This window comes from Neobacillus sp. PS3-12 (assembly GCF_030915385.1).
Classification (GTDB): domain Bacteria; phylum Bacillota; class Bacilli; order Bacillales; family Cytobacillaceae; genus JAEVLT01.
This window is the reverse complement of record NZ_CP133268.1, coordinates 398,043-411,996: the sequence shown is the minus strand read 5'-3', so window position 1 is coordinate 411,996 and position 13,954 is coordinate 398,043. Positions and strand designations below refer to the sequence as shown.

8 protein-coding genes, 3 rRNA genes and 1 pseudogene are annotated in these 13,954 nt (G+C 41.3%); 8 read left to right on the top strand and 4 right to left on the bottom strand.

Annotated features, from left to right (window positions below; translation table 11 throughout):
- The first annotated feature begins 119 nt into the window (after positions 1 to 119).
- The gene (locus tag RCG17_RS02160; RefSeq protein ID WP_308173645.1) at positions 120 to 656 is read left to right on the top strand and encodes an isochorismatase family protein; all 537 of its coding nucleotides are present in this window, start codon (positions 120 to 122) and stop codon (positions 654 to 656) included.
- Positions 657 to 728: 72 nt separating this feature from the next.
- Here RCG17_RS02160 and RCG17_RS02155 read toward each other — a convergent pair whose 3' ends face one another.
- Positions 729 to 917, bottom strand: coding sequence for a hypothetical protein (locus tag RCG17_RS02155; RefSeq protein ID WP_308173644.1), 189 nt, complete (start codon positions 915 to 917; stop codon positions 729 to 731).
- Between the two features lie 922 nt (positions 918 to 1,839).
- On the opposite strand from RCG17_RS02155, the gene RCG17_RS02150 reads away from it, so the two are divergent.
- From RCG17_RS02150 to rrf, 3 genes are all read left to right on the top strand, one after another.
- Positions 1,840 to 3,389: ribosomal RNA gene (locus RCG17_RS02150) — 16S ribosomal RNA — on the top strand.
- Between the two features lie 189 nt (positions 3,390 to 3,578).
- Positions 3,579 to 6,515, top strand: a 23S ribosomal RNA gene (locus RCG17_RS02145).
- A 70-nt stretch (positions 6,516 to 6,585) separates the two neighbouring features.
- Positions 6,586 to 6,702, top strand: a 5S ribosomal RNA gene (rrf, locus tag RCG17_RS02140).
- The 16S, 23S and 5S rRNA genes sit together here, the layout of an rRNA operon.
- Positions 6,703 to 7,657: 955 nt before the next feature.
- Here the strand turns inward: rrf and RCG17_RS02135 are convergent.
- Positions 7,658 to 8,071: a DUF1259 domain-containing protein gene (locus RCG17_RS02135; protein ID WP_308173643.1), complete on the bottom strand. Its 414-nt coding sequence runs from the start codon at positions 8,069 to 8,071 to the stop codon at positions 7,658 to 7,660.
- A 181-nt stretch (positions 8,072 to 8,252) separates the two neighbouring features.
- Here RCG17_RS02135 and hemQ point away from each other — a divergent pair, with 181 nt between their 5' ends.
- From hemQ to RCG17_RS02120, 3 genes are all read left to right on the top strand, one after another.
- Complete coding sequence (gene hemQ, locus RCG17_RS02130; protein ID WP_308173642.1) at positions 8,253 to 8,996, top strand: hydrogen peroxide-dependent heme synthase; 744 nt, start codon at positions 8,253 to 8,255, stop codon at positions 8,994 to 8,996.
- Between the two features lie 182 nt (positions 8,997 to 9,178).
- Positions 9,179 to 9,727: a DUF2179 domain-containing protein gene (locus RCG17_RS02125; protein WP_308173641.1), complete on the top strand. Its 549-nt coding sequence runs from the start codon at positions 9,179 to 9,181 to the stop codon at positions 9,725 to 9,727.
- Between the two features lie 182 nt (positions 9,728 to 9,909).
- Positions 9,910 to 10,497 carry a class I SAM-dependent methyltransferase gene (locus RCG17_RS02120; protein WP_308173640.1) on the top strand — a complete coding sequence of 196 codons (588 nt, stop codon included), beginning with the start codon at positions 9,910 to 9,912 and terminating at the stop codon, positions 10,495 to 10,497.
- 63 nt (positions 10,498 to 10,560) lie between these two features.
- On the opposite strand, the pseudogene zwf reads toward RCG17_RS02120, so the two are convergent.
- Both zwf and RCG17_RS02110 read right to left on the bottom strand, forming a co-directional pair.
- Positions 10,561 to 12,038, bottom strand: a pseudogene (gene zwf, locus RCG17_RS02115) (glucose-6-phosphate dehydrogenase).
- A gap of 66 nt (positions 12,039 to 12,104) precedes the next feature.
- Positions 12,105 to 12,251, bottom strand: a complete 147-nt coding sequence (locus RCG17_RS02110; RefSeq protein ID WP_308173639.1) for a hypothetical protein — start codon at positions 12,249 to 12,251, stop codon at positions 12,105 to 12,107.
- A gap of 259 nt (positions 12,252 to 12,510) precedes the next feature.
- On the opposite strand from RCG17_RS02110, the gene RCG17_RS02105 reads away from it, so the two are divergent.
- Positions 12,511 to 13,650 (top strand): GerMN domain-containing protein, encoded by a 1,140-nt coding sequence (locus RCG17_RS02105; protein WP_308173638.1) that lies wholly within the window; start codon positions 12,511 to 12,513, stop codon positions 13,648 to 13,650.
- Positions 13,651 to 13,954: the final 304 nt, after the last annotated feature.

Genomic DNA, 13,954 nt, shown 5'->3' with positions numbered 1-13,954 from the left:
ACTTCCCTGTTAAATAAGTTAGCCAAGTAGACGAAAAAAATTCTTAAAGACACTTTCTAATGACGATTATATTATGTTATTTTAGGAAAGATTCAGGATCGTAAAAAAGGAGTGTTTAGATGTTTACAGTAGAGAGAGCTTGTCTTGTTGTGATAGATGTACAGGGGAAGCTTGCGCAAATTGTGGATGAGAGTGAAACAGTGATTCAAAATGCGTCAAAGCTTGTACAAGCGATGAAGGCGTTGAACATACCAATTTTATGGCTGGAACAAATTCCAAGTCTGTTAGGCGGAACAACACTGGAAATTTCCCAGCATATGGATGGTAAGCCGATCGCCAAAAAGGCATTTAGTGCTTTTAATGATGAGGCGTTTAAAAAGGCAGTTAAAGAAAGCGGGCGTACACAATTTATCCTAACAGGTGTTGAAAACCATATTTGTGTATATCAAACTGCCAGGCAGCTACAGGAGCAGGGACTTGAGGTAGAGGTCGTTGCCGATGCAGTCTCTTCTCGAACAAAGGCAAATAGAGAAATCGGGCTGGCTAAAATGCAGGCGCTTGGTATCTTGCCAACAAGTACTGAAATGATTTTATATGAGTTACTGCAAACAGCAGAACATCCACATTTTAAAACGATTTTAAAATTGGTTAAATAACCTTAGGAACAAGGCTGCCAAATGGTTGACAATGAACAAGTAGAATTCACAACTGATTTTGGCAGTTTTTTATTATTTATTTGAGGTCCGTCCTTTGTGTGTATCAAACATTTTATGAATGATGTTTTGTAATGCCAAAATCCCTGTGAAGAAAATGGTTACAAGTGATATTGCTTCATCGTTACTCCTGAAATGGACTGTACCGCCTATAATGAATCCAAATATAATTAAATGGATAATCACTACGAATCTCTTCTCCATTTTCAAATCCCCCTTTTAAACAATAGTATTTTTTTTGAGTTACCTTATTCTATACCATATTTCCTCATTAGAACTGAATTGATTTTTACAATATTATTAACTTCGTAAACTTCTAAAAACTGTATTAACATTTCATTTTTTCACAAAAAAAAATTCAATTCCATAAGTATGCTAGTTGGATAAGAATATCCGCTAATGTTGGATTTGAACCAATTGCAGCTGATGTTAAGTAGAATGTAAAAAAGGCTCCTTGCAAGGAGCCATCTCTTACTAGCCAATTTTTCTAAAAGTTGAAGAGCAGCTTGAATAACTGCTTCAAATTGAATTTCTACTTAGATTACTGTAACTCCATCTGAACCCTCAATTAAAATAGATTGCTGTTGTACTTTTTTTGGGGAGGTAATTTTGTCGTTAATACAGGCCAATTTTGTATGAATCTTGATCGTGTTACTGTCCTTTGAGCAATAAGCCCATTCGCTAGCTTTTGAAGGAAGAGCAACCTGAATGGAATCCACAATAGATAATGGACCCAATGGCGAAGTATTAGGATTTTTTTCAGTGTAATGGTTGTCAATCTTACGGAAAATGTCCTCTGAAAGATTTTGCAAAAGATCATAGGGAAGGCGCTCAATTTTCCGATTGACAGTAGAGCTTTTTGAGCAGGAAAAAACTTCCTGTTGCCTAGTGGTATAATGGATGTTATAGTAATAAAGCTGATTCGTTAACAGCTTACGAAAATATTAAAAACCAAATATTTTTCGTAGAAGTTGACAATAACGAATTTGTGTGATAAGATAATTAATGTCGCTGAAGACAAATACTTGTTCTTTGAAAACTAAACAAACAAAAACGTCAACAATAAAAATATAGTGAATCTAGTATTCACTAGCCAACGTAACATTTATGAGCTAACTCATACTCTTTAATGGAGAGTTTGATCCTGGCTCAGGACGAACGCTGGCGGCGTGCCTAATACATGCAAGTCGAGCGAGTCGTTAGGAGCTTGCTCCTGATGGTTAGCGGCGGACGGGTGAGTAACACGTGGGCAACCTGCCTGTAAGACTGGGATAACACCGGAAGTCGGTGCTAATACCGGATAATTCTTCACCTCTCATGAGGTGAAGCTGAAAGTCGGTTTCGGCTGACACTTACAGATGGGCCCGCGGCGCATTAGCTAGTTGGTGAGGTAACGGCTCACCAAGGCGACGATGCGTAGCCGACCTGAGAGGGTGATCGGCCACACTGGGACTGAGACACGGCCCAGACTCCTACGGGAGGCAGCAGTAGGGAATCTTCCGCAATGGACGAAAGTCTGACGGAGCAACGCCGCGTGAGTGATGAAGGCCTTCGGGTCGTAAAACTCTGTTGTTAGGGAAGAACAAGTATTGGAGTAACTGCCGGTACCTTGACGGTACCTAACCAGAAAGCCACGGCTAACTACGTGCCAGCAGCCGCGGTAATACGTAGGTGGCAAGCGTTGTCCGGAATTATTGGGCGTAAAGCGCGCGCAGGCGGTCCTTTAAGTCTGATGTGAAAGCCCACGGCTCAACCGTGGAGGGTCATTGGAAACTGGGGGACTTGAGTGCAGAAGAGGAAAGCGGAATTCCACGTGTAGCGGTGAAATGCGTAGAGATGTGGAGGAACACCAGTGGCGAAGGCGGCTTTCTGGTCTGTAACTGACGCTGAGGCGCGAAAGCGTGGGGAGCAAACAGGATTAGATACCCTGGTAGTCCACGCCGTAAACGATGAGTGCTAAGTGTTAGAGGGTTTCCGCCCTTTAGTGCTGCAGCTAACGCATTAAGCACTCCGCCTGGGGAGTACGGCCGCAAGGCTGAAACTCAAAGGAATTGACGGGGGCCCGCACAAGCGGTGGAGCATGTGGTTTAATTCGAAGCAACGCGAAGAACCTTACCAGGTCTTGACATCCTCTGACACTCCTAGAGATAGGACTTTCCCCTTTGCGGGGACAGAGTGACAGGTGGTGCATGGTTGTCGTCAGCTCGTGTCGTGAGATGTTGGGTTAAGTCCCGCAACGAGCGCAACCCTTGATCTTAGTTGCCAGCATTTAGTTGGGCACTCTAAGGTGACTGCCGGTGACAAACCGGAGGAAGGTGGGGATGACGTCAAATCATCATGCCCCTTATGACCTGGGCTACACACGTGCTACAATGGATGGTACAAAGGGCAGCGAAGCCGCGAGGTGGAGCCAATCCCATAAAACCATTCTCAGTTCGGATTGTAGGCTGCAACTCGCCTACATGAAGCCGGAATCGCTAGTAATCGCGGATCAGCATGCCGCGGTGAATACGTTCCCGGGCCTTGTACACACCGCCCGTCACACCACGAGAGTTTGTAACACCCGAAGTCGGTGGGGTAACCGTAAGGAGCCAGCCGCCTAAGGTGGGACAGATGATTGGGGTGAAGTCGTAACAAGGTAGCCGTATCGGAAGGTGCGGCTGGATCACCTCCTTTCTAAGGAAAATGTCCTAACGGACATCACAGATTGTTCGACGGATTTTGTTTGTTTAGTTTTGAGAGAACAATCTCTCAAAACCTTGTTCCTTGAAAACTAGATAATCGTATAAGAAGAAGTCAAGAAAGAACCGAGTAATCGCCATTTTAGTTTTCTCTCTTATTTAATTAAGAAGAAAAAACCTTTTAGGTTAAGTTAGAAAGGGCGCACGGTGGATGCCTTGGCACTAGGAGCCGATGAAGGACGGTACTAACACCGATATGCTTCGGGGAGCTGTAAGTAAGCTTTGATCCGGAGATTTCCGAATGGGGGAACCCACTGCTCGTAATGGAGCAGTATCTTTATCTGAATACATAGGATAATGAAGGCAGACCCGGGGAACTGAAACATCTAAGTACCCGGAGGAAGAGAAAGCAATTGCGATTCCCTAAGTAGCGGCGAGCGAAATGGGAACAGCCCAAACCGAAAGGCTTGCCTTTCGGGGTTGTAGGACACTCTACATGGAGTTACAAAGGAACGGGGTAAATGAAGCGATCTGGAAAGGTCCGTCATAGAAGGTAAAAACCCTGTAGTTGAAACTTCGTTCCCTCCTGAGTGGATCCTGAGTACGGCCGGACACGTGAAATCCGGTCGGAAGCTGGGAGGACCATCTCCCAAGGCTAAATACTCCCTAGTGACCGATAGTGAACCAGTACCGTGAGGGAAAGGTGAAAAGCACCCGGAAGGGGAGTGAAACAGTTCCTGAAACCGTGTGCCTACAAGTAGTCAAAGCGCGTTTTTGCGTAATGGCGTGCCTTTTGTAGAATGAACCGGCGAGTTACGATCCCATGCAAGGTTAAGTTGATGAAACGGAGCCGCAGCGAAAGCGAGTCTGAATAGGGCGATTTTAGTATGTGGTCGTAGACCCGAAACCAGGTGATCTACCCATGTCCAGGGTGAAGGTAGGGTAACACCTACTGGAGGCCCGAACCGACGCACGTTGAAAAGTGCGCGGATGAGGTGTGGGTAGCGGAGAAATTCCAATCGAACTTGGAGATAGCTGGTTCTCTCCGAAATAGCTTTAGGGCTAGCCTCACGTTGTAAGAGTCTTGGAGGTAGAGCACTGTTTGGACTAGGGGCCCTCATCGGGTTACCGAATTCAGACAAACTCCGAATGCCAAAGACTTATCCGTGGGAGTCAGACTGCGAGTGATAAGATCCGTAGTCAAAAGGGAAACAGCCCAGACCACCAGCTAAGGTCCCAAAGTATACGTTAAGTGGAAAAGGATGTGGAGTTGCTTAGACAACCAGGATGTTGGCTTAGAAGCAGCCACCATTTAAAGAGTGCGTAATAGCTCACTGGTCGAGTGACTCTGCGCCGAAAATGTACCGGGGCTAAACGTATCACCGAAGCTGTGGGTGGACACCATTAGGTGTCCGCGGTAGGAGAGCGTTCTAAGGGCGTTGAAGCTAGACCGTAAGGACTGGTGGAGCGCTTAGAAGTGAGAATGCCGGTATGAGTAGCGAAAGATGAGTGAGAATCTCATCCACCGAATGCCTAAGGTTTCCTGAGGAAGGCTCGTCCGCTCAGGGTTAGTCGGGACCTAAGCCGAGGCCGAAAGGCGTAGGCGATGGATAACAGGTTGATATTCCTGTACCACCTCTTTATCGTTTGAGCAACGGGGGGACGCAGGAGGATAGGGTAAGCGCACTGCTGGATATGTGCGTGTAAGCAGTTAGGCTGGTGAATAGGAAAATCCGTTCACCGTGAAGGCTGAGCTGTGATGCCGAGGGAAATAGAGTACCGAAGTTCCTGATTCCACACTGCCAAGAAAAGCCTCTAGCGAGATAAAAGGTGCCCGTACCGCAAACCGACACAGGTAGGCGAGGAGAGAATCCTAAGGTGAGCGAGAGAACTCTCGTTAAGGAACTCGGCAAAATGACCCCGTAACTTCGGGAGAAGGGGTGCTCTTTGGGGTTAATCGCCCTGAAGAGCCGCAGTGAATAGGTCCAGGCGACTGTTTAGCAAAAACACAGGTCTCTGCGAAGCCGCAAGGCGAAGTATAGGGGCTGACGCCTGCCCGGTGCTGGAAGGTTAAGAGGAGGGGTTAGCTAAAAGCGAAGCTCTGAATCGAAGCCCCAGTAAACGGCGGCCGTAACTATAACGGTCCTAAGGTAGCGAAATTCCTTGTCGGGTAAGTTCCGACCCGCACGAAAGGCGTAACGATCTGGACACTGTCTCAACGAGAGACTCGGTGAAATTATAGTACCTGTGAAGATGCAGGTTACCCGCGACAGGACGGAAAGACCCCATGGAGCTTTACTGTAGCCTGATATTGAATTTTGGTACAGCTTGTACAGGATAGGTAGGAGCCTTTGATACGTGAGCGCCAGCTTACGTGGAGGCGTTGGTGGGATACTACCCTGGCTGTATTGAAATTCTAACCCGCACCCCTTATCGGGGTGGGAGACAGTGTCAGGTGGGCAGTTTGACTGGGGCGGTCGCCTCCTAAAGAGTAACGGAGGCGCCCAAAGGTTCCCTCAGAATGGTTGGAAATCATTCGCAGAGTGTAAAGGCACAAGGGAGCTTGACTGCGAGACCTACAAGTCGAGCAGGGACGAAAGTCGGGCTTAGTGATCCGGTGGTTCCGCATGGAAGGGCCATCGCTCAACGGATAAAAGCTACCCTGGGGATAACAGGCTTATCTCCCCCAAGAGTCCACATCGACGGGGAGGTTTGGCACCTCGATGTCGGCTCATCGCATCCTGGGGCTGTAGTCGGTCCCAAGGGTTGGGCTGTTCGCCCATTAAAGCGGTACGCGAGCTGGGTTCAGAACGTCGTGAGACAGTTCGGTCCCTATCCGTCGTGGGCGCAGGAAATTTGAGAGGAGCTGTCCTTAGTACGAGAGGACCGGGATGGACGCACCGCTGGTGTACCAGTTGTCTTGCCAAAGGCATCGCTGGGTAGCTATGTGCGGACGGGATAAGTGCTGAAAGCATCTAAGCATGAAGCCCCCCTCGAGATGAGATTTCCCATAGCGTCAAGCTAGTAAGATCCCTGAAAGATGATCAGGTTGATAGGTCAGAGGTGGAAGCGCGGTGACGTGTGGAGCTGACTGATACTAATCGATCGAGGACTTAACCAAAAATGATTATTCATTCTTTACACTTCTTCTGATTATCTAGTTTTGAGGGAATGAACCTCAAATTTTATAGTCTGGCAATTATGGCAAGAAGGTCACACCCGTTCCCATACCGAACACGGAAGTTAAGCTTCTTTGCGCCGATGGTAGTTGGGACGCAAGTCCCTGTGAGAGTAGGACGTTGCCAGGCAAAAAAAGACAACCTGATGTAGGTTGTCTTTTTTTTATAATAAGATAGAATTTCGCATAACGGCCTATAATTGCTTGATACGATATTTTATCCGTAAACTTTGCAATTATATCCGAACATTTCTTCATATATCCGCAAACTTAAAACCTATTTCTGAACATTCCAATATATCCGTAAACTTTGCATTTATATCCGAACATTTCTTCATATATTAGCAAACTTAAAACCTTTTTCCGAACATCCTAATATATCCGTAAAAACTTTGCAATTATATCCGAACATTTCTTCATATATCCGCAAACTTAAAACCTTTTTCCGAACATCCTAATATATCCGTAAACTTTGCAATTATATCCGAACATTTCTTCATATATCCGCAAACTTAAAACCTTTTTCCGAACATCCCAATATATCCGTAAACTTTGCAATTATATCCGAACATTTCTTCATATATCCGCAAACTTAAAACATATTTCTGAACATTCCAATATATCCGTAAACTTTACAATTATATCCGAACATTTCTTCATATATTCGCAAACTTAAAACCTTTTTCCGAACATCCTAATATATCCGTAAAAACTTTCAATTATATCCGAACATTTCTTCATATATCCGCAAACTTAAAACCTTTTTCCGAACATCCCAATATATCCGTAACTTTTGCAATTATATCCGAACATCCCAATATATCCGCAAACTTATAACCTTTTTCCGAACATCCCAATATATCCGTAAACTTTGCAATTATATCCGAACATTTCTTCATATATCCGCAAACTTAAAACCTTTTTCCGAACATCCCGATATATCCGAAAACTTTGCAATTATATCCGAACATTTCTTCATATATCCGTAAACTTAAAACCTTTTTCCGAACATCCCGATTTATCCGTAACTTTGGTCATATATCCGCATCCCCCTTGTTCAGCGATAAAATGCTATTATTATTTTTTCAGTTGTTTTCTGGAATTGGATAACTGCTTAGTGCCGTAAATGCATAGGCAATTTTTCTAGCAAAAGCTAATGGTGGCTCAACTGACTGAATATGGATATACATGAGACTGGGTTGTGTGTATATCCAATGATTGTGCAGCGCTCCTACAATTAATCCTTGCTCAATAATCAATTTTGTGAATTTTGGTATTTCTTCTTCCAGTAATGTAATTTCTCCAAGGTTTAAGGCATTACCATGTGTATCAAGTGATTCAAAGGAAATCCCAACAGGTAAGACAGTTTGACTTGGCCGGCCGTGAATGGATACATTAAAACTGCGACGTAAAGAAACAGAAATGCCATTATGCTTCATTTGAGCTTTTCCATTTAATATATGGGCAAATTGATCACCTATTGTTTTGATATTATGCATACACTTTCCCCCTTTTCACCCAATTAAACTGTCTATTGTATGATGATTATTCATGCCAATGAAAAAAATGAAAATATTATTTATGTGATATATATCACAACGAACCATAATGAAAATCATTATCATTGAAGAAGAGATAAATTCTATTTAAAATCGGAATCTTTGTTTTGGAGTGAGGATAATGAATCAAGAAATGCAAACAGTTGAAGGATGGTATTGTTTACACGACTTTCGGATGATTGATTGGGCTAAATGGAAATCAGCTTCAGCAGCAGTACGCGAAAAAGCCCTTTTTGAATTCAAAAACCTAATAAACAAGTGGGATCAGATTGAGAATCAACATAACGGAAGTCATACAGTCTATACAGTGGTTGGCCAAAAAGCAGATCTTTTATTAATGATTTTACGACCAACGATGAAAGATCTTAATGAAGTTGAAACTGAATTTAATAAAACCATTTTGGCGGATTTTACAAAACCAGCTTATTCATACGTGTCAGTCATTGAAAAAAGCAGCTACTCTTCAATGCCTGTAAATCCACATGAAGATCCAGTGATGAAAGCCAAACTTTTCCCTGTTATTCCAAAGAATGAATACGTATGTTTTTACCCTATGAGCAAACTTCGCGGTGAAAAAAGAAACTGGTTTATGCTTCCTAAGGAAGAACGAAAAAGATTAATGTTTGAGCATATTGACACTGGCAGACCTTATACAGAGCAAGTGAAACGAATCATTACTGGTTCAGTCGGTTTCGATGACTATGAATGGGGCGTGTCATTATTCTGTGATGATGCCTTACAATTTAAAAAGTTAATCTATGCAACAAGATTTGATGAAGTTAGTGCTGTTTATGGCATATTCGGATCTTTTTACATTGGAAATCTTTTGAAAATGGAAAGAATCAATCAGTTCTTTCATATTTAATTTCAGGATCGGTCCAAGTATCCTATTTAAAGATACTAAAAATATGAATTTTATAGTACCTGTCTGATGACTGGGTACTTTTTTTGTTAAAAAAAATTAATCGATTAGTGCTTTTTGATAAACTATGAACATGTTAAAATGAGTAGGTTATTGAATAATGAAAGATATTAAAGGAGTTTATTATGACAAGCATTATTTTGATATTTGTACTTCAATTAATCTATGTTCCTATTTTGACGCTTCGCACAATCTTTTTAGTAAAAAATATGAGTGTGGCAGCCTCATCGTTTGGTGTTTTAGAAGCTTTAGTTTATGTTTTTGGTCTCTCCCTGGTTTTTTCGGGGCATCAAACAATCGCTGGCATGATCGTTTATGCTGTTGGTTTTGGGGTAGGATTGTACATTGGATCGCGAATTGAAAATAAATTGGCCATTGGATTCGTTTCTTTGGCAGTTAATCTGTTAGATCTAAACGAAGAGCTTATTGTTGTCTTACGAAATAAAGGTTTTGGTGTGACGGTCTTTGAAGGGAAGGGCCGTGATAGTAAACGATATCAATTAGAAATTTTAACAAAACGAAATCGAGAAAATGAAGTAATGAGCATAATCGAAGAATATGAACCTAAAGCCTTTATCATTTCTTATGAACCTAGAAAATTTAAGGGTGGGTACCTCGTTAAGTCAATGAAAAAATATTTTAGGAGACAAAATGAGGGACATCAATCAAACTAACGATCATTTATGAAAAATAGTTTTGAAGGGGAGCTGATTACGATTTCGTAATCGGCTCTTTTAGGGTTGAATGTGTTTTAAAAACTTGATAGATTTTTATGAAGCTGCCGTGAACTGGTATAATTTTACTTAGAAATATGTTGGATTGATTGTAAATCATTCAAAAAACAAGGAGTTTTCAAATGGACACGAGAACGAAATGGAACTCAAAACATAAAGAACAATTGGAGAAGAAAAAGGGACCTACGGCAAATCGAAGGTTGGAGGGCCTGTCTTTGTATCTTAATGGAGGCAGGGCACTCGATATTGCTTGCGGACTTGGGGGGAATAGTTTTTTCCTTGCAAAAAAGAACTACCAAGTACAGGCAGTTGATATTTCAGATATTGCGATCGCCTATATCCAGGATCAAACGGTAAAACGTAAGCTTTCAATCGATCCGCAAAAATGTGACCTTGCTGATCTAAACAAGCTTCAGTGGCCAAGCGATTCTTTTAACTTAGTGGTGATTACTTATTATTTGGACCGAGAACTGTTTTCGACTGTTAAAAGAATCATAGCGGAAAATGGCTATTTTTTTATGGAAACGTACTTTCAATCCCCACAAAACGATCAAAAGATTTCAAACCAATATAAGCTGAGGCCGCAGGAACTATTATCTGAATTTGAAGATTGGAAAATTCTTTTTTATGAAGAAAATGAACAAGAGGGAAGGCAAACAATATTTTGTCAGAAACGTTTGGAGTGCCTTTCAGAAATAAAGAATGGATGATCGGATAAACAAAAAAGGACCGGCGGTTTTGCCCGCTTTTCAAAATTCTCTGCCACAAAAGTATTATGAATGGGTTTCATCCATCCACCATTGAAACCCATTCTCTTTTAAGAGGGCATCAACTGCTTCAGGGCCCCAAGTGCCAGACTTATATTCATGGAGGGGGAGCAGATTCTCCTCAAAAGCGTCTAGTAACGGCTGAACCCATTTCCATGATGATTCCACAACAAGCCAATGAGCAAAAAACGTAGTGTCTCCGATGATCGCATCATAAATGAGCCATTCATATGCCTCAGGAACACTTTTATCTTTGGTCGAATAATGAATCCGTACGGGCTCGATTTTTCCATCTTTTAATGGGTTTTTACTGTTTAATTGCAAGGATACTTCTTCACCTGGACTAACATCAATGATCAATAAATTAGGAGCTAGATCCTCCTTTTCCTCTGCTTCAAAATGTTTTTCTAAAGGATTTTTATATTCGATCACAATCCTGGTTAATTTTTCCTTCAATCGCTTACCTGTTCGAATATAGAAAGGTACACCCTTCCAAGCAGAATTATCGATCCATAAACGGGCAGCAACAAACGTATCGGTGTTGGAGGAAGGGTCTACTCCAGGCTCCTCTTTATAAGCAACAACCGACTTTCCATCCAGCTCACCTGAGATATACTGGCCGCGGATGATTTCGTTTTTCACCTCTTCTTTTTTCAGCCGCCGAACAGCTTCGATAACCTTGCGCTTTTCACCCGGATTTCTGGACCTGTAACACATTGAGGGATGCGCATTGCGGTTAGCATGACCATTTGCAGGATATGATTTTGAATCATATCCCTGATTGCTCCGGTGTGATCATAATATCCGGCTCTTTTCTCAACCCCTACGGTTTCACTGGCAGTGATTTGGACATTCGCAACATGCTCATTATTCCAGGTAGACTGAAGGATCGGATTGGCAAATTCTAAGGCTTCAAGGTTCTGGATCATCGGCTTTCCGAGGAAGTGATCAATCCTATATATTTCTTCTTCTTCAAAACCCTTGCTTAATGTTTGGTTAAGTTCACGGGCGGAGTTCAGATCATGACCAAACGGTTTTTCAATCATCAAACGTTTCCAGCCTTTTGTATCGGCAAGACCACTTTCTTTAATATTCAAAGCAATGATTTCAAAAAAATCGGGGGCTACTGAGAGATAAAAAAGGCGATTTTCTTCGATTTTCAGCTCTTGTTCTCTTTGTTTCACTCGTTCCAGCAATTTTTTGAAATCATCGGGCTGTTTTGCATCAAGTTTGCAGTAACGGAATGCATCCAGGAATTCTTCCAATTCTTTCTCGTTGTTTTCCTTTGGTTGTGCAAAGGTGTTAATCGATTCTTTTACTTTCTCTTGAAAATCATGATCAGTCCATTCCTCAATGGCAAGACCAATAATGGAAATTGGCTTTGGAAGCTTCTTGTCCATGTTAAGATGGTACAAAGCAGGGAAAATTTTTCTTTTTGCAAGATCCCCAGATGCTCCAAATAAGACAAATGTTATCGTGTCCAATGTATTTCCCCCTATAAATTTTACATAATCATGCTGCTTCTACCCTCGGATCAAATTATTTTCGATTTATAATTTTTCCATCATTTTGCTAATCTGCTTTCTCTCATCTTCCTTTTTCATTTCCATGCGTGCTTGTTTCTGGGATAGACTGCAATTATCTCCATCACCATTTGTCTGGGGCATGTTTTTTTGTTTTTCAGTATGGTCGCTCATAAGATGATTCTCCTTTTACTAAATTCACCTTTATAGTGTCCCAAAGAGAGTTTTTGAATACAGAAACTGGCAAAACATGCAAAGTCGGCTTAAGTACATTCATACCTTCTGAAAAATCGTGCAAACCTTGTCTGATTTCGTGCAAAGCTCTCCTAAAATAGTGCAAAACAATTCTATCTAAACTGGGAGTTAATTCGAAAAATTCTCATTTTTAAATATAGAAAATCATGGTATTGTTAAAGAAAAGGGGGATATGAAGATGAAAAAGATTATCGCCTTCTTTGTCGCCGTTATTCTTATTGGAAATCTTGCGGGCTGCGGGGTCAATAGTGGGAAAACTAACACGGGAAACAACAGTACAGACAACAAGACAGTAAACAATAACAGCAAAAGCGAAAATAGTTCCAACAATACTCAAAACAGCAGCGGGAATAAGGAAAATACAGAACCGAAAGCGAATTTGGGAACAATTGAAGAGTATTATCCATTGAAGAAAAATGTGCATTATATATATGAAGGAGCAGGAAACGAATTTGCTTCCTATGATCTTTACAATGATTACATTTCTGGACAAAAAGTCCAACAAAGAATGAATAATGGCGGTACCACCAAGGTTAATGTAATGGAACTTAGTGGAGGTAAACTTACCAAAGTATATACAAGAGGGGAAGCCTACTATCGAGAAAATTTACTGAATCAAAAGAGTGAAAAAATAGAAGTGCTCCTAATGGAACCATTAATAAAAGGTACAACCTGGAAATTGAATGATGGAGGTAAGAGAACAATTACCGATACTGCGGCTGAAGTTACAACACCAACTGGTAATTATAAGGCACTCGAGGTCACAACAGAGAGTTCCAAAGACAAAACCATTGATTATTATGCCAAAAATGTTGGTTTAGTGAAATCCGTTTTTGTTTTCGGGGAAACCCAAATAACCTCCACGCTGACCAAAATCGAGGAAAATGTTCCATTGGTCCAAAACATCAACTTTTTTTACCCAAATATAAATGACAAAAAAATTTATTATAAAAGGATGCCAATCAGTTTTTATACAAATGAGATTACTAGAAAAGTTATTGCGGAGGCGTACAAAAAACCTGTTAATAATCAATTAGGTGCTGTTTTTTCAAAAAATACCGAGATTAACAGCTTATATTTAAATCGGGATGGTAAGGTGTATATAGATTTGAATCAAGCTTTTATGAAAGAGATGAATGCAGGTGCGGGATATGAGGCGATGATTCTTCAAAGCGTAGTCAATACAATTGGTCAATATTATCAAGTCGATAAAGTATATTTAACGATTGATAATAAACCAAATGAATCAGGTCATATCCTAATGGGAAAAGGAGAGTACTTCAAGGTACAGACCCAAAATTCGATTGAAATCAAATAGTTTGATTGGAGTAAGTTTTGTGTTAGCCACATACAACTAGGTACGGGAGATGTATCGTTACCTATCGTAAACATTAAAAATGTAAAAAGTGGGTGCCAAATTGTATATGAATTTGGCACTCATTTTTTTGAAGTACAATCCTTCACAAAGTAATTGTAAGGCGGGCAAAATTATATCGTTTATACAGTTTAATCAACGGAGGTGAATGGAATTTGGCAAACATTGCTTTTGCAACGATCGCTATAGTCTTTAAAAATTATTATAGGTAAATAAAAAGTAGCCCATAGGACTACTTTTTAACATT

What these genes read in the sequence shown, in the direction of transcription:
- RCG17_RS02160 (WP_308173645.1), top strand. Translation starts at nt 120, where the DNA reads ATGTTTACAGTAGAGAGAGCTTGTCTTGTTGTGATAGATGTACAGGGG.
- RCG17_RS02155 (WP_308173644.1), bottom strand. Translation starts at nt 917, where the DNA reads ATGGAGAAGAGATTCGTAGTGATTATCCATTTAATTATATTTGGATTC.
- RCG17_RS02135 (WP_308173643.1), bottom strand. Translation starts at nt 8,071, where the DNA reads ATGCATAATATCAAAACAATAGGTGATCAATTTGCCCATATATTAAAT.
- hemQ (WP_308173642.1), top strand. Translation starts at nt 8,253, where the DNA reads ATGAATCAAGAAATGCAAACAGTTGAAGGATGGTATTGTTTACACGAC.
- RCG17_RS02125 (WP_308173641.1), top strand. Translation starts at nt 9,179, where the DNA reads ATGACAAGCATTATTTTGATATTTGTACTTCAATTAATCTATGTTCCT.
- RCG17_RS02120 (WP_308173640.1), top strand. Translation starts at nt 9,910, where the DNA reads ATGGACACGAGAACGAAATGGAACTCAAAACATAAAGAACAATTGGAG.
- RCG17_RS02110 (WP_308173639.1), bottom strand. Translation starts at nt 12,251, where the DNA reads ATGAGCGACCATACTGAAAAACAAAAAAACATGCCCCAGACAAATGGT.
- RCG17_RS02105 (WP_308173638.1), top strand. Translation starts at nt 12,511, where the DNA reads ATGAAAAAGATTATCGCCTTCTTTGTCGCCGTTATTCTTATTGGAAAT.